16 protein-coding genes are annotated in these 14,725 nt (G+C 66.5%); 4 read left to right on the top strand and 12 right to left on the bottom strand.

The window, feature by feature from the left end; genetic code table 11:
- Positions 1-69: 69 nt before the first annotated feature.
- Positions 70-522, top strand: a complete 453-nt coding sequence (locus GORHZ_RS32060; RefSeq protein ID WP_006334278.1) for a response regulator transcription factor — start codon at positions 70-72, stop codon at positions 520-522.
- Here the strand turns inward: GORHZ_RS32060 and GORHZ_RS14665 are convergent.
- The 7 genes from GORHZ_RS14665 to GORHZ_RS14640 all read right to left on the bottom strand — a co-directional run bounded on the left by GORHZ_RS14665 (position 449) and on the right by GORHZ_RS14640 (position 3,854).
- Entirely contained in the window at positions 449-745 is a 297-nt protein-coding gene (locus GORHZ_RS14665) for a hypothetical protein (protein WP_006334277.1), read from the bottom strand. The two genes, GORHZ_RS32060 and GORHZ_RS14665, sit on opposite strands and share 74 nt — an antisense overlap.
- Positions 746-786: 41 nt before the next feature.
- Complete coding sequence (locus GORHZ_RS14660) at positions 787-1,119, bottom strand: hypothetical protein (protein WP_006334276.1); 333 nt, start codon at positions 1,117-1,119, stop codon at positions 787-789.
- Between the two features lie 40 nt (positions 1,120-1,159).
- Positions 1,160-2,029, bottom strand: a complete 870-nt coding sequence (locus GORHZ_RS14655) for a 1,4-dihydroxy-2-naphthoate polyprenyltransferase (protein ID WP_006334275.1) — start codon at positions 2,027-2,029, stop codon at positions 1,160-1,162.
- A 91-nt stretch (positions 2,030-2,120) separates the two neighbouring features.
- On the bottom strand, positions 2,121-2,459 hold the full coding sequence (locus tag GORHZ_RS14650) for a PIN domain-containing protein (RefSeq protein ID WP_006334274.1): 339 nt from the start codon (positions 2,457-2,459) through the stop codon (positions 2,121-2,123).
- Between the two features lie 63 nt (positions 2,460-2,522).
- Positions 2,523-2,735 (bottom strand): ribbon-helix-helix domain-containing protein, encoded by a 213-nt coding sequence (locus GORHZ_RS30065; RefSeq protein ID WP_157205191.1) that lies wholly within the window; start codon positions 2,733-2,735, stop codon positions 2,523-2,525.
- A 105-nt stretch (positions 2,736-2,840) separates the two neighbouring features.
- On the bottom strand, positions 2,841-3,395 hold the full coding sequence (locus GORHZ_RS14645) for an RES family NAD+ phosphorylase (protein WP_006334266.1): 555 nt from the start codon (positions 3,393-3,395) through the stop codon (positions 2,841-2,843).
- A 3-nt stretch (positions 3,396-3,398) separates the two neighbouring features.
- Complete coding sequence (locus GORHZ_RS14640; RefSeq protein ID WP_245551430.1) at positions 3,399-3,854, bottom strand: antitoxin Xre/MbcA/ParS toxin-binding domain-containing protein; 456 nt, start codon at positions 3,852-3,854, stop codon at positions 3,399-3,401.
- Between the two features lie 157 nt (positions 3,855-4,011).
- Between GORHZ_RS14640 and GORHZ_RS14635 the strand changes: the two genes are divergently transcribed.
- Positions 4,012-5,484 (top strand): glycosyltransferase family 39 protein, encoded by a 1,473-nt coding sequence (locus tag GORHZ_RS14635; RefSeq protein ID WP_006334264.1) that lies wholly within the window; start codon positions 4,012-4,014, stop codon positions 5,482-5,484.
- Positions 5,485-5,501: 17 nt separating this feature from the next.
- Here the strand turns inward: GORHZ_RS14635 and GORHZ_RS14630 are convergent, their stop codons facing one another.
- The 3 genes from GORHZ_RS14630 to GORHZ_RS14620 form a co-directional block, all read right to left on the bottom strand.
- A complete protein-coding gene (locus GORHZ_RS14630; RefSeq protein WP_006334263.1) occupies positions 5,502-6,170 on the bottom strand; it encodes a DedA family protein in 669 nt (222 codons plus the stop codon).
- A 204-nt stretch (positions 6,171-6,374) separates the two neighbouring features.
- Positions 6,375-7,211: an SGNH/GDSL hydrolase family protein gene (locus tag GORHZ_RS14625; protein ID WP_040532077.1), complete on the bottom strand. Its 837-nt coding sequence runs from the start codon at positions 7,209-7,211 to the stop codon at positions 6,375-6,377.
- 137 nt (positions 7,212-7,348) lie between these two features.
- Positions 7,349-8,551 carry an alpha/beta hydrolase gene (locus GORHZ_RS14620; RefSeq protein WP_006334259.1) on the bottom strand — a complete coding sequence of 401 codons (1,203 nt, stop codon included), beginning with the start codon at positions 8,549-8,551 and terminating at the stop codon, positions 7,349-7,351.
- 265 nt (positions 8,552-8,816) lie between these two features.
- Between GORHZ_RS14620 and GORHZ_RS14615 the strand changes: the two genes are divergently transcribed.
- The gene (locus GORHZ_RS14615) at positions 8,817-10,505 is read left to right on the top strand and encodes a glycosyltransferase family 2 protein (RefSeq protein ID WP_245551431.1); all 1,689 of its coding nucleotides are present in this window, start codon (positions 8,817-8,819) and stop codon (positions 10,503-10,505) included.
- On the top strand, positions 10,502-12,592 hold the full coding sequence (locus GORHZ_RS14610) for an acyltransferase family protein (protein ID WP_006334257.1): 2,091 nt from the start codon (positions 10,502-10,504) through the stop codon (positions 12,590-12,592). The genes GORHZ_RS14615 and GORHZ_RS14610 overlap by 4 nt, the downstream gene beginning before the upstream one ends.
- Before the next feature lie 222 nt (positions 12,593-12,814).
- Here the strand turns inward: GORHZ_RS14610 and GORHZ_RS31665 are convergent, their stop codons facing one another.
- Together GORHZ_RS31665 and GORHZ_RS14600 are read right to left on the bottom strand one after the other, a co-directional pair.
- Positions 12,815-13,765, bottom strand: coding sequence for a hypothetical protein (locus GORHZ_RS31665; RefSeq protein WP_006334256.1), 951 nt, complete (start codon positions 13,763-13,765; stop codon positions 12,815-12,817).
- 170 nt (positions 13,766-13,935) lie between these two features.
- Complete coding sequence (locus GORHZ_RS14600) at positions 13,936-14,550, bottom strand: hypothetical protein (protein ID WP_040532071.1); 615 nt, start codon at positions 14,548-14,550, stop codon at positions 13,936-13,938.
- Between the last annotated feature and the right edge of the window lie 175 nt (positions 14,551-14,725).

Here is a 14,725-nt window from a genome sequence, read left to right as displayed (position 1 = left end):
TCCGTAGCGTCTTACAAAGAATCTTTGTGAATTGAGATTCGACCCGTTCAGCAGTGAGGAGATGCCGTGATGAACCCCCTTCCCAGTCAGCACCGCACACCCAGTCTGCTCAGTGACCGCGAGATCGAGGTCCTGACGCAGTGGCTGGTCTGTGACTCCAAACGGGAAGTCGGTCAGGCCCTGTTCATCAGCGCCGCCACCGTGCAGACCCACCTGGCACGGATTCGGGGCAAGTACGAGGATGCCGGCCGGCCGGCCGGTACCAAGATCGCGCTGCTCATCCGCGCGATCGAGGACGGCTACATCACGTTGAACGAGGTCGCGCAGAGGGTCGACGGGGTCATGCCGGCCGAGTCCGAGGTGCCGATGGCCGCGGGGGCCGAGGGCGACATCGCCCCGAGGTTATGCCACTCGCTGGACGCGGCCCGGCGCGACCGCGGTGTCCGGGTCATCGCTCATCGCGCGCCAGCGCCGACGATTCCCGCTCGGACTGTACCCGTTTCACCGTCACCCCTGCGATGACGAGCCCGACCACCGCGAGCAGGTCCGATTCGGTGATCCCGTGACCTGACGTGAAGCGGATGAGGGTCGCGCCCTCAATCGGACCGTTCCAGATGACCCACGCCACCGACACCATGGCGAGCACCGCAGCGGCCCGGACGCTCGGGCGCAGCAGCGTCCACAGCCCACACGCGAACAGCAGGTTCAGCAGGATCAGGGCATGGAACGGATCGGATGCGCGCACCCCGTCCAGTATCCCGGAAGATCTGTTCCGGGGTATCGCCGTCAGCCGTGCGGACCGATCCGCCACGTCCCCGTGTCGACAGTGCGCGGCTGTACCGGCTGGGGGTGACGCGGCCTGCGAGTCACCCGGGTTACGGCCCAGACCGCGATCACGAACCCCGCGAGCGCCAGGAGGTCGGACTCGGTCACGCCGTGACGTTCGATGATCGGGACGATGAGGTCACCCTCGAGCGGCTTGTTCCAGATCACCCACGCGGTCGAGACGATGGTGAGCGCCGATGCCGCCGGCAGACTCGGCCGCAGCAGCGTCCACAGCCCGCACGCAAACAACAGATTGAGCAGTACCAATGCGTGGAAGAGGTCGGGCGCGCGCATTCCGCGAGTATCCCCGATCAGCCGTTCACGTGTTGGGCGGCTATCCCACCAGCAGTCCGACGGCCGTGAGGACCGCCCACACGAGCATCGCCTGACCGGTGACCGCAAGCGACGGGATCAGTCGCGGTCCAATTGCTCCGCGGCGGACCGGGAGCAGCGCCGCCCACAACAGCGGCAACGCCAGGAGGCCGAGCAGCGCCCACGGAGTCGCCGCGATCAGCACGAGGGTCATCACTGCCGGCATGAACAGCAGCACACCGAAGAGGATGCGCGTCGACGGATCGCCCAGCCGGACAGCGAGGGTCGTCTTCCCGGATTCGGTGTCGGTGGGGATGTCGCGGAGATTGTTGACCACCAGCACAGCGGTGGAGATCGAGCCCACCGCGACGGCACACACCAGACCGACCCAGTCGACGCGGTCGCTGACCACATACTGGGTGCCGAGTACGGCGACGAGACCGAAGAACACGAACACGGCGATCTCGCCGAGGCCGATATAGCCGTAGGGGCGCTTGCCGCCGGTGTAGAACCAGGCACCGGCGATGCAGATCGCGCCGACGACGATCAGCCACCACGCGGTGGTGATCGCCAGCGCCAGCCCGCACACCGCGCCGACGCCGAAACAGATGAACGCGGCACGCTTGACCGCGCCGGGCGACGCCGCGCCCGAGCCGACCAGTCGCATCGGACCGACGCGGTCGTCGTCGGTGCCGCGGATGCCGTCGGAGTAGTCGTTGGCGTAGTTGACGCCGATGATCAGCGCCATCGCGACGATCAGCGCGAGCGCTGCCTTCCACCAGACGACATCGCCGAGCACCTGGACCGCACCGACACCGGCGACGACGGGCGCGACGGCGTTGGGCAGCGTCCGCGGACGTGCGCCCTCTAACCACTGCTTCGGGGTTGCCACGCGTTGATACTGCCACGGGTGGTGTTGAGGGGCGGAGGGCCCGGGTGTGGGTGGAGGGCGCGGGTGATCGCGATGGTTTCGGCAGCCCGGTTTACGGAATGATCAATGGCACCGAACCGTCCCCGAGGCGGAGGACGGTGAAGTGTCGATGATCGAGAGTGGCGACCGTCCTGGTCTGATACACATCGGCCAAGACGATGATCGACGCGTCGGCGACACCGACGGGTACGTCGGAATACTGGCGAACGATCGCCGAAGCGGCCGACAACCGCTCGCGCGACATGACGGCGAGTTCCCACGCACCCGACGTCAGTTCATCAAGCACGATGCGCTCGATCTGAGAGCCATGGCGAGTCAGCACGAGGTAGTCGAGCTCGCCCACGATGTACGACGAGACGATCAAGGGTTCATCGGATGCATCGATCACCATCGAGACAGCTTCATGTTGCGGTTCAGCTGCGTCGAAGTAGGCCAGCAGTGCTCGTGTCGACGATCACTCGCCGAAACCCTCCAGCAGTTCGTCGACACGCTCAGCAATGGGTTCATTGCCTGAAAACAACGCACCTTGAGGTCGAGGTGTGTTACCGCTCAGAGCTTTTCGCAATGCTTGCCGGACGATCTCGGCCTCCGGAATCGATCGCCGGCGCGCTTCGAGTTCGATAGCCCGCTTCAGGTCATCCGGAAGGTACAAGGTGGTTTTGGCCATGCCATACATGGTCCCACCGGTGGTAAACCGTAGACGCTGATGTCGTCGCTCGCGACCACCGTGCTGCTCTACCTCGTCGCCCGCCGGCTGAGCCGGGGACCACCATCACAGAACGCGGTAGAGCGCGGTCGCCGCATCAGCGATCGCTGGATGCGTCAGATCCAGCGAGTCAACGGACACCAGCCTCGGTCGCTCCCAGCTCGCCACGACGGTCCACGTCGGCCGATGAAACGACCACCACTGCACCGCGTTCCATCTTCGGCCATCGATCGCCGGTGTTCGCTCCGACCAGATCCGGTGCCCCCACGCCGACGTCGCCGCGAGATTCCGCGCGATGACCTGCGTCGGCCGCAACCGGAGGTCCGCGAGTCGAGAAGGATCGTCGAGATCGCAGATCCGCAGATCGTCGGGGAGAGAGTAGGTTCCGAGCGCCCTGCGCGCGCCCGGCATGCTCGGGAACTCGAACATGTCATCGGTCCACAGAGACATGTTGCCGAACGTCTCGCCACACGCGGCCTCGGGTTGGCGGGCGACATACCAGACGTAGTAGTCGGGATGATCGATCCTGCCACCGCGCTGAGGGCGATGCTCATAGAGCGGGTGTCCCGGTTGGCCGGGGGCTGCGGTATCCAGGTAGGGAAAGACCCGATAGACCAGCATCGCTCAGGCCGCGCCGCCCCACATTTCCCCATCCAATGCTTCCAGCACGCGCGAGGGTCCGTCCATGCGCAGCACATCGATCGGTAGTGCGCCACCGAGATAGACATTCGGGCTGGTCACCCACACCCGGGCCGCGTCGGGGCCCCAGATCAGTCGAGTTCGCGCCACGATGTGCTCGAGGTCGATCAGTGCGGCCGCCGCGCTTGGGCCGGGCCGCTCGTGTCCCGAGGCCCATCGAGAAGGTTGAGACGGACTGACGCCGGCGAAATCCGCGAGTTCGCGACCCGTGAAGACGCTGGTCAGAGCTTGGACCCTGAACGCTGCCCACGGATCATCGGCCGCCACCCGCGCGGTGGCGGCGCCGACCTTCTTCACTGCGGTCATCTTTGCCGAGGCTTGCGGCTCGGCTGCGGTCTTCTTCGCGGTCGCACGAACCGCGGGGTCGCGTTGGGAATCCACAGCACAACTCTACCCAACGATTGCGTTGGGCAAAGCCTCGTGTCCACAGCCGCGGCCCGGGCCGATGTCGTCGTTCTCCACCACCGTCGGCGCCGCCTGACCGACGCAGGTGATTCAATGTCCGACGATGCGGCGAGCAGCGGAGGACACCGGCCGAGTGACCGGTGCAGCCCTGGTGGGTGTCCTGGTACTCCAGGCCGCCCTGACCTTGCGGCTGTCGAACTCCGCGTTCCAGGACGAGGCGACGTACGTCTTCGCCGGACATCGGGTACTCGCGCTGTGGCTGCACGGGACACCGACCTACGACGACTACCCGAGCTACTTCTCCGGCGCGCCGTTCCTGTATCCGGTGGCCGCGGCGGTGGCCGACGGTGTCGGAGGCCTCGAGGCCGCGCGTGCGTTGTCCCTGATCTGCGCACTGGTGACCACCGCGCTGCTCTACCTCGTCGCCCGCCGGCTATTCGATCCCGCCGTGGCGGTAGCTGCGGCGTTCGTTTTCGCGGTGTCGGAACCGACGCTCGTCATCGGTCGCCTGGCGACCTACGACGCGGCCGCTCTGCTGCTGGTGGCACTCGCCGTGTGGATCGGCGTCCGCTGGTCCACCTCGTCCCTCCCGACGCTGGCGGTCATGCCGCCCGTCCTGGTGCTCGCCATCTTCACCAAGTACGCCGCGTTGCTCTACGTCCCGGCGGCGATCGCGGTCACCGCGATCGCGGTGGCCCGTGACCGCGGCCGTCGCCCGGCGCTGATCCACGCGGCGACGGTCACGGGCCTCGTCGCCGCGCTGTCGGCGGCGTTCCTGGCCGCCGCACCGCAACTCTGGGACGGCATGTTCTCCACGACCCTGCATCGGAGTCCGGGTGGTGACACCCGATGGGAGGTGGCGTCGGACGCCGCAGCCTTCGTGGGCCTGGCCATGCTGATCGCCGGTGCGGGGGCGGTCCTGTACTGCCGGACGAACTCACCGGTCCCACTCGACACGACCCCGCGGTTCCTGCGCATCTTGCTGGCCGCGGTGCTGCTGGCGACGGGATTGGCCGCACCGGTCAACCAGATGGTCGCGCAGACGGCGGTGTCGCTGCACAAGCATGTGGGGTTCGGGCTGTGGTTCGCGGCGCCGCTGGCCGGCGTGGTGCTGATGGGTCTACTGCGCACCCGCTCGTGGTGGTGGGTCGGGATTGTCGCCGCGCTCTGCATCGGGCTGGTGTGGAACGGGATGACTCAGTCGGTGCACAAGTTTCATGACTGGCCGGACAGCGCAGAGGTCGTCTCGACGCTGCGCACCATGGTCCGGCCGGACTCGGGACGCTATCTTGTCGAGGAACATGAGGTGCCCCGCTACTACCTGCGCGATGTCACTGAGCCCTACCAGTGGATCGGTACGCAGTACTTCGAGTACTCCGATCCGCAGGGCGCCACCCTCTCCGGACTGCCCGCGTACGAGGCGGCGATCCGTGACGGCTACTTCGACGCCGTCGTGCTGCGCTACGGCCCGACCGGTGACCTAGATGTGCGTCTAGCCGAGCAGCTCAGCGCCTCCGGCCGCTACGACCTCGTCCTGCAGCGCCCCTACGAGACCGGGTTCGGCGCAGCGCAGTGGCAGATCTGGCAGCGGATGGGATCTCGATGATCTGAACGACCAGTGGATCACGAACTGCTGAAGGAACTTTCGACGGCAGTGACCGGGCCCGGGCGAGATGATCTGCGGCGCCGGTTTAATGCGGCTACCGCCATCGGCATCACCGACACGACGACAATCACCACGAAGATCGGTTCGATCAGCTTCTGCACGATCGTGAACTGACCAAGCCAGTATCCCAGCATGGTCACTCCACACGCCCACGTGACAGCTCCTATCACGTTGTAGGGCAAGAACACTCGGTGTCTCATGCCCGCGCCTCCGGCGACGATCGGGGTGATCGTACGCACGATCGGGACGAATCGCGCCAGGAAGATCGTGATCGGACCGTGCCGATCGAAGAACTCGTGTGCTTCGTCGACGTAGCGTTGTTTGAGAATCCGCTTGTCGGGACCGAACCACCGGGTACCGACGGTGCGGCCCACGACGTAGCCGACCTCGGCGCCGACGATCGCCGCGATCGGTGCGAGGATCAGCACCTGCCACAGCGACGCGAATGCCGGCAACCCGTCTTTGCCGCCTGCGGCGATCACCATTCCGGCGACGAACAGCAACGAATCGCCGGGTAGGAGCGGGAACAGGATGCCAGATTCCACAGCTATGACCAGCAGCAGGCCGGCCAACGCCCACGGCCCGAAGTATCCGAGGAGAGTGACGGGGTCGAGAAATCCCGGCATCGCCGCGGAGGATGTCACAGTGGCCGCGAGATCAACAGTATTCACGTACACGGACAATAGAAATCATGCGCTTAGGGAACGCTGAGTGACCGCTGACACAAGGAATACACATGTGGATCGACGGTGGACAGGTGAGGCGTCTTCACGCGACCTGTGAGGCTCCTCGAACGGTCTCAGCGCTCAGCTTTGTCGCATCGGATGCGGTTACTGCGCCTCCGGCAATCCGAACGCCGCGAGCACCGTCCGCGTCCACAGCCGCTGCCCGGCCGCATTGGGGTTGACGTCGTCGCTCATCACCGACGCCAGCGCGGCCTCGTCGGTGGGGAAGGCGGAGTAGACGTCGATGACCTGGATGCCTTCGGCATCCATGGCCGCGGCGTATCCGGAGAGCTGGTCGGACGAATCTGCGCCCTTCGCCGGGTTCTGTTTGATCACCGCGATGTCGGCGTTCGGGTACTTCTGGCGCAGCTCGTTGATCAGCGGCTGCACTTGCGGCGCGAGCGGCTTGCTCGGATCCTCGGTGTGGCCGAAGTTCAGCAGGATCAAATCGGGTGTCACATCGGGCTGGATGATCTTGTCGAGATTCTGCAGCGTGTAGTCCACGTCCTTGCCGGCGGCGCTGCCGTTCCAGAAGCCGACGGCCCCGTTGGTGCCGTTGCCGAGGCCGACCATCGCGCCGTAGGCCCTGGTCTGGGTGTTCCAGTATTTGGTGGCGACGGGCCGGTCGAGCGATCGGCTGATCGAGCGCCCGAGCGCCGGGGCCCAGCCGTCACGGTCGGCGCCGGTGGAGTCGCCGAGCAGGACCAACGTCTTGGGTGTGCTGGGATTGGCCTTCGCGTCGTCGATGAAGGCCACCGTGGCCGGTGTCGCGGGTGCGGCCGCCGTCGACGCCATGCCGTTGGCCACCGACGAGGTCGAGGTCGGGGCGGTGCGGTTACCGGAGATGATCAGGCCGACGACGAGCACGACGACACAGACGCCCATCACGATCCACGCCCACAATGGCGCCGATCCGTAGACGCGCTTGACCACCTTCGACATTGGTTGCATCTCTCCGACTTCTTCCCGCCTGCCTTGCCTCGTCGGTCGACGCCACAAATCTCCAATGCAGGATCTGACGGGAGACACGATAGCGGGCATTCACATGGTCCGCGTTACCGCGGTGTCCTCCGAATGGCTCAACAATCGGATTCGACCGGACGGCCCTCGACCCGATCCCGCATCCATGTCGGCATCGTCGGGCCCGGATCCAGGGAATGACCTTGGCCTTCGCGTGGCACCCGGACCAGCCGATCCCCGAGCGCGCAGCCCCGCTGCAGTGTGACTTCCATCACGTCGGCCGGGATGACCTGATCCTCGCTGCCGTAGATCGCGAGGATCGGCACTTCGGTCTTCACCCGCGGCAATGCGTACTCGCCGAGCACCGCGGTCAGTTCGTCGGCGGCCGCCGACGGCGCCACCAACGCTGACGCTGCGGGGGGTGCGGGCTGACGGGCGAGCGCGGTCCGTCCCGATGCGCAGGAGGCCAGCGCCGCCGCATCGCGCGGGTCGATTCCGTGCAGGTAGTCGGCCGGATTGATCTGTGGGTTCACTTGCGCGACGCCATTGACGAGCAGGGGATAGAGGTAGCGCTGCGCGACGGTCAGCGACTTGGTCTGTGCGCCGTCCACCAGGTAGCGGGCGTCGAGCAACGGCGCCGACGCGACGACGCCGACAAGGTCCCCGCTGCCCTCGCCGTAGGAGGCGTACGACTCGGCCGTCGACCACGCCGCCGCGCCGCCCTGCGACGCCCCGACCGCGAGCCAGGTGGCACCGATCGTGGGTTCGATCGATCGTGCCGCGCGGACCGCGTCGATCACGTTGTAGGCGGCGGTCCGCGGTTCGAGATAGGGGTGGGGCGCCGGTTCGTCGGTCCGTTCACCGAGGCCCTGGTAGTCGGTGGTCACCACCGCGTAGCCGGCGTCGAGGAAGGCGCGGACCGCCCGCAGGTCGCCGAACATGTCGGGCTGGTCGGAGGGGGCGCAGTCGCGGCTGATGCCGGTGGTGCCGTGTGCGTAGGCGATGAGCGGCCAGCCGCCGGATGGTCGGTCGCCGGAGGGGACGAACACCGCCCCGGTCACGGTGGTGGCGGTGTCGTCGAGGCCCGATGTCGAGCGGTAGGTGATGCGTGAGGTCCGGGTGCCCCGTGGCAGGGCAGCGGCCCAGGCGTCGAGGCCGGATTCGGTTCGCACGATCTGTCCGCGGCCCTGGTGGGCGTCGTCGGTCGCCGTCGACGATGTCGTCCGATCGGTGGAATCCGACGACGACGGCTGCGCACATCCGGTGGCCACAATCGCCACCACCAGGCAGGCAATGCCGATCAGGCCGAACCGAATTCTCACCCGATGACGGTAGCCGCTCGGCTTTCGATCGGCCGTCTCTGGGTTTGCAATGCCGTTATCGGTACCGGATTCTTGTCCGGTGGGTGTGGTCACGGGGGATCAAGGTGTGGAAACCACGCCTTTGGTGGAGGCTGAACCCGACGCCGTGACCCCGGCCGTCGGGGAGGTTCGTCGTCGAAAGGCCGAACCGCCTGCGCCCGAAACCAACCCGCTGGCCGTCTCGGCGCCCACCGACGAGCAGATCTACGAATATCTCGGCCCGCAAATGCGCTGGGTGCAGCTGTTCCTGATTGCCGCTTTTGTCCTTGCCGGGTGGTCGCTGTTTCTATTCTCGACCGACCATCGGCTGTTGTGGCCGGCGCTTTTCGTGCTCGCAGTAAATGTGATCGGAACCACATTTTCGACGATTACCGGGGTCAACAAACGCCGGATCACGTGGCGTTCGCATCAGGAGACCGTGGCCGAATGGGACCCCGACGACGGGCCGCCCAGCGTCGACATCTTCCTGCCCACCTGCGGCGAGAGCCTGGAGATCCTCAACACCACCTACCGCCACATCGCCGAACTGCGGTGGTCCGGACCGCTCACCGTGCACGTCCTCGACGACGCCGCGCGCGAGAGCGTCGCGTCCCTCGCCGCCGACTACGGGTTCGGATACATCGTGCGCCCCGACCGGGGGCACCTGCGCAAGGCGGGCAACCTGCGGCATGCCTACACCGTCAGCGACGGCGACCTGATCGTCATCTTCGACGCCGACTTCTGTCCACGCCCCGACTTCCTGGCGCAACTGGTGCCCTACCTCGACGACCCGCAGGTCGCGATCGTGCAGAGCCCGCAGACGTTCGCGACGACCGAGGCGATGAACTGGATCCAGCGCACCGCCGGCGCCACGCAGGAGTACTTCTATCGCTGGGTGCAGCCGTCCCGCGACCGCATCGGCGCCGCGAACTGTGTCGGCACCTCGGCGGTCTACCGGCGCAGCGCCCTCGAGGAGGTCGGTGGCTTCGCGGAGATCGAGCACAGCGAGGACCTGCACACCGGCCGCCACGTGCAGCAGGCCGGCTACGCGATCCGGTACGTGCCCGTCGTGTTGTCGCGGGGACTGTGCCCGACCGACCTCGCCGGCTTCCTCAACCAGCAGTACCGGTGGTGTCAGGGGTCGCTGTCGCGGCTGACGAATGCGGCGATCGAACGTCGGCGTCGGGCGTCGCTGCTTCAGATGATCGCGAACTGGGCGGGCGTCCTCTATTACCTGACCACCGCGATGAATGTGTTCCTGCTCTTCCTGCCCGGCATCATCATGGCCGCCTTCTTCCCCGACGACGTGCAGCCGAGACAACTCGTCCCGTTCCTGCTCGGGCTCTGGGTCTATGTGGTGCTGTTCCCGCTGGTCTCACGCACCCGATGGCGCTTCGAGGTGTTGCGCATCCAGATCGCGTACAGCTTCGCGCACACGGTCGCGATCGGGCACAAGCTGATCGGCCGGGAGATCGGCTGGGTGCCGACCGGTGCCGTCGGCAAGTCGAATTCGCTGGCGCGGTCGATCAGCTGGCTCGGACTTCTGGTGCTCGGCGGATCGCTCGCGGCGTTCTGGGTGCTGATCATCCTCGATGTTGCCGAGTACGGGCTATGGCAGTTCTGGATGATGTGTGGGTTCGTGCTCGCCTACACCTATCTCGTCGCACCGCTCGTGTACGAGTTCGCCAAGGTGCTGTTGCCGACGAAGGCTGCCGGATCGCCGGAGCCCGACGCGCCCGTCCGGCGACTCCGCCGTCACGCCCTGCCCGACGACCACGAGCCGATCCACCTCACCGACCAGCGTCCGATCGGGCCGAACTGGAACCGGATCACCCTGTGGGAGGTCATCGGCTACACGTCGGCGATCCTGTTCATCGGGGCGCTGGCGATGGGGTGGTTCGACATCATGCTTCCCTGGGACACCGCGGGACGGTGACCGACGCCCCACCGCGCCGCGACGACACCGACGGCCGACGCCAGACCACCGCGCCGCGGTTCTTCGACGACATCGCCGGGCTGCGCGGCGTCGCCGTGCTGCTGGTGGTGCTGTTTCACGCGCACGTCCCGTTCGTCACCGGCGGCTTCATCGGCGTCGACGTGTTCTTCGTGATCTCCGGCTTCCTCATCACGCGGGGCCTGATCCGGGAGTACGAGAAGAACCAGACCATCTCCTTCCGCGGGTTCTACGCGCGGCGGGCGAGGCGGATCATCCCGGCCGCGGCGCTCGTGATCGTGGTGTCGATCATCGGTGCCGCGCTGACCATGCCGCTGCTGAAGGTGTTCAAGCAGGCGATCGATCTGCTGGCCGCGGCCGCCCAGCTCGCGAACTGGCATTTCATCGCCCAGAACGCCGACTATCTGGCCGGCGCGATGGACGGCAGTCTCGCCGCGCACTTCTGGTCGTTGTCGATCGAGGAACAGCTCTACTTCGTCTGGCCGCTGACCATCTTCGCCGCGGCCGCACTCGTCGCGAAGACGCCGTTGCGGCGGTGGCTTCCGATGCGGATGTCGGTCGGCATCGTCGTCGGGCTGGTGTCCGCGGCGTCGCTGTTCGCGGCGATCTGGCTGACGCCGCGCGATCCGGCCGCCGCCTACATGGCGACCTACAGCCGCGCATGGCAATTCGGGGTCGGCGGCCTGCTGGCCGTGGTCGCGCCCGCGTTGATCGGACGTGGCCGGACGGCGAAGCTGAACACGCCGATCGCGCTCGTCATCGGCTGGCTCGGGCTCGCCGGATTGCTGTACGCGGCGATAGCGATCAACGCGCAGACGCCGTATCCGGGCACCGCCGCGCTGCTGCCCACCGGAGCGGCGGCGCTGATCATCGCCTCCGGGCAGATGGCCGGGACCGGTCTCCCGTTCGTCGGCCGTGTACTCGACACCCCGCCGTTGCGGTTTCTGGGACGGGTCTCCTACGCGTGGTACCTGTGGCATTGGCCGGCGATCGTGCTGTTCGAGGAGGCGACCGGCATCACGTCGTGGCCGACGCTGCTCGCGGTGTCGGTGGTGGCGCTGGGTATTGCCACCGCGTCGACGATGCTGTTCGAGGAACCGATCATCGGCAACACCGAACTGCGGCGCAACGCCTCGGCGTCGACCTCGGTGGGGGTGACCGGCATCGTCGTCGGGCTCGTGGCGACGATGAGCGTCGGTGTCGCCACGGTGAAGGTGGCCAGTCAGGACACCGTGGCGAACGCGTCGCTGAGCTATCAGTCGGTGTTCGGGGTGGAGAACACCGAGATGTCGGGGCCAGTGGTGCCCAACCCGTTCCAGGCCTATGACGACCGGCCCGAGCCGAATGCGTGCCTGGTGCCGGTGGGGGATCGGGCGCCGTCGCAGTCGTGCGTGTTCGGGCCCGACGACGGTGCGCCGGTGGTCCTGTTCGGTGACAGTCACGCCGAACAGTGGGTTGAGTCGATCCGCGAAATCGGCTCCCAGCACGGCTGGCGGATCCACCAGTTCACCAAGGCCGCCTGCCCAGCGCAGAATCTGCCCCAGCAGCGGGGGCTCCCCGATCCCTTTGTGAAGCAGGACTGCCTCGACTGGCGTCGGGATGCGCTCGAGCAGATCGTTGCGCTGAAGCCGAAGATCATCTTCGTGTCGTCGCTCTCGACGTATGTGCCGAAACGGGAGACCGCCGAGCAGGCGTGGAACGACACGCTGACGACGTTGCGCCTCACGGGTGCACAGCTCGTCTACATCGCCGACACCCCGTACCCGGGTTTCCAGATCGCCGACTGCATGTCGGGCGCGATGGACGACTGGAACAAATGCGATTTCGCCTTCGACGATTACCCGCGTTTCGAACCGATCCTCGAGATGCCGAAGGGTCGCGGCAAGGATCGCATCATCACGCTGTCGGTGAATGACCTTCTGTGCGAAGGCAACACATGCTTCCCGGCGCGGAACAAGATCCTCTTCTACCGCGACGAATCGCACCTCACCGCGACGGCGGCGGAGGTGCTCGAACCGGCGTTGGTCAAGCAGTTGGATTCTGCGGGGTTTGATTATCGGGCTGGGTGATCCGAGCGTCCCCCGGTCCCTGAGGAGCGAGCGTGCGAGCGTCACGAAGGGCCCGATCCCTGAGCACGAAGCCCCCGATCCCTGAGGAGCGAGCTTGCGAGCCGCGAAGGGCCCCTTCGTGGCTCGTCGCTGGCGCTCCTCGCACCTCAGGGAGCGGGACTCCATCCGGTCGCTCACCCGAGCGAGCGTCCCCTCGATCCCTGAGGAGCGAGCTTGCGAGCGTCACGAAGGGTCGCCACCCCCATGAGTGACAATCCAAGCAAACAATTCGTCGACTGCGCCGTCGCCCGGGTCGCGACCTGTGGATAAGTCCCACAGAGCAATAACCGGATCCACAACGTCGCCAAGCTCTCCAAACGGTCCAGCGTGATTCGTCCACCAGCGGGCAGTGCGCGCGACCGTCCGGTCCTCGCTGACCTGCAGCACCAGCGTCGCATCGTCGGCTCCGGCCGCGACCAGACCGATCGGCATCAGATCGATCAGTTCGTCGGCGTAGACCAGGCCGCGGGTGGGCACGCGCCACGGCCGGGTCAGGTCCGCGGCGACCTCGCCGCCGATCTGCGTGTGCGCGGTCAGCTCGCGCGCGTAATCGACAACGGCTCGCACCTGGTCGGCCGGACTCTCGAGCCCGTACCAATACGTCTGCTCCACCGTCGGCCGGTACTGCTCCATCCAGCCATCCAGAACGCGCTCACGCTCCGGCGCCGTCAAATGGTCACCCGTCAATCCGTTGCGCGCGAGGATCTTTGACACTGCCTGCTGAGTGACCCCGGCCGCGGCAGCGATGTCTGCCTGTCGCATGGGTTGTGTGGACAAAGCCACGACACGTTCGACCGCCGCGCGGCCGTATGCCGTCGAAGGGCGAATGGCACTTGGGCGTTCGGCACGTTGATACGTGTGGCCGCTGAGCACGACTTCGCGGGGCTCGGCGATGACGAGGTCGGTGTGCGGTCGAGCGAGCGCGGCGGTCCGGGCCCGGTCGGACGCCGACGCGCAGACGACCAGCAACCGCTCGTCGGGGCCGGCGTCGCGACGAATCGCCCGCGGCAGGGCGTCGTATCTGGCGATATGCGCAGTGACGGAGTGTCCGTCATGGAGGTACTCGATGCGCTTGGGGGAGCCGCCGATCACGCGAACACCCGCGTCCATCAGGATTGCTGCGACCGACACCATGCCTTATATCATACTTCGTGCAGAAAGACCAACAACCGATCCCGATAAGTGCGCACCACAGTTGTAGCCGACGGCGGGCGGCCCGAGTTGACCTCGAATCGCATGAATCCAGCTCCGACAATCGGAGCTGGATTCACACAATCTGCCGACAACGGGGGGAGTGCTGTGGCCTACGCGGACACCAGGTGCGGATGGTGCAAGTCGTAGTACTCCACGTCGCCCATCAGCTTCGTTTCCTCCTCGAACAGCGACCGCAGGTCGTCGGGGATCTCGATGCGCTCGTGCTCGCGTGCCTCGGACTCTGAGGTGAAGTACACCGCCTCGATGTACGAGTCACCGACGCCGCTGCACAGGACAGAACCGATGATCTCCGGGCGGGCTTCGTGGATGCGGTCGGCGGCGATCGTCTGGGTCCTCTCACGTAGTTCGCGCAGCCGGCTGACGTCGCAGTGCTCTCCCTCCACGATCTGGACGAAGCCGGCGTCGTCGGAGCCGCCGCCCAGCCATTCCATGACGTCCGGGCAGTCCATGAAGGTGACCAGTCCGCCGAAGCATCTCTTCGTCTCGGCCCACCACTCGACCTGCTCGGGACGCTCACTGTTGCGTCGCGCCGCGTCCGCGGATTCGAAGCGGGCGAGAGCGACGAGTGTGCCGTCGTCGGTGATGCCGTAGGTGGTGCCGAGGTAGCCGGTCGCACCCGGCATCAGGTCCGCTTCCCACCGGTCGAGACACTTCTGGAGTGCGTCGGCGTGGGCGACTTTTCCTTGAATGAGTTGGATGAACATGACGGCCTCCACGCGGATGGTCCGCAGTGAGTCATCGACGGTGGCCGACCCGTCGCAGGTCCCGTCGTCATCCCGACGACCCGTGGCCGCAGCCACTCCACAAATAATCGTGCGCCCGCAGTTCGAGGCGACGCAAGGTGCAAAGCGGTGGCAAATCGTTTGAATCCAGCTCCGG

It is taken from the genome of Gordonia rhizosphera NBRC 16068 (genome assembly GCF_000298195.1).
Lineage (GTDB): Bacteria > Actinomycetota > Actinomycetes > Mycobacteriales > Mycobacteriaceae > Gordonia > Gordonia rhizosphera.
This window is presented reverse-complemented; position numbering and strand designations above follow the sequence as displayed.

Bases quoted from the DNA above. Each gene is read 5' to 3' on its own strand.
- GORHZ_RS32060 (WP_006334278.1), top strand. From the start codon at position 70: ATGAACCCCCTTCCCAGTCAGCACCGCACACCCAGTCTGCTCAGTGAC.
- GORHZ_RS14660 (WP_006334276.1), bottom strand. From the start codon at position 1,119: ATGCGCGCGCCCGACCTCTTCCACGCATTGGTACTGCTCAATCTGTTG.
- GORHZ_RS14650 (WP_006334274.1), bottom strand. From the start codon at position 2,459: ATGGTGATCGATGCATCCGATGAACCCTTGATCGTCTCGTCGTACATC.
- GORHZ_RS30065 (WP_157205191.1), bottom strand. From the start codon at position 2,735: ATGGCCAAAACCACCTTGTACCTTCCGGATGACCTGAAGCGGGCTATC.
- GORHZ_RS14645 (WP_006334266.1), bottom strand. From the start codon at position 3,395: ATGCTGGTCTATCGGGTCTTTCCCTACCTGGATACCGCAGCCCCCGGC.
- GORHZ_RS14630 (WP_006334263.1), bottom strand. From the start codon at position 6,170: ATGCCGGGATTTCTCGACCCCGTCACTCTCCTCGGATACTTCGGGCCG.
- GORHZ_RS14625 (WP_040532077.1), bottom strand. From the start codon at position 7,211: ATGTCGAAGGTGGTCAAGCGCGTCTACGGATCGGCGCCATTGTGGGCG.
- GORHZ_RS14615 (WP_245551431.1), top strand. From the start codon at position 8,817: ATGCGCTGGGTGCAGCTGTTCCTGATTGCCGCTTTTGTCCTTGCCGGG.
- GORHZ_RS31665 (WP_006334256.1), bottom strand. From the start codon at position 13,765: ATGGTGTCGGTCGCAGCAATCCTGATGGACGCGGGTGTTCGCGTGATC.
- GORHZ_RS14600 (WP_040532071.1), bottom strand. From the start codon at position 14,550: ATGTTCATCCAACTCATTCAAGGAAAAGTCGCCCACGCCGACGCACTC.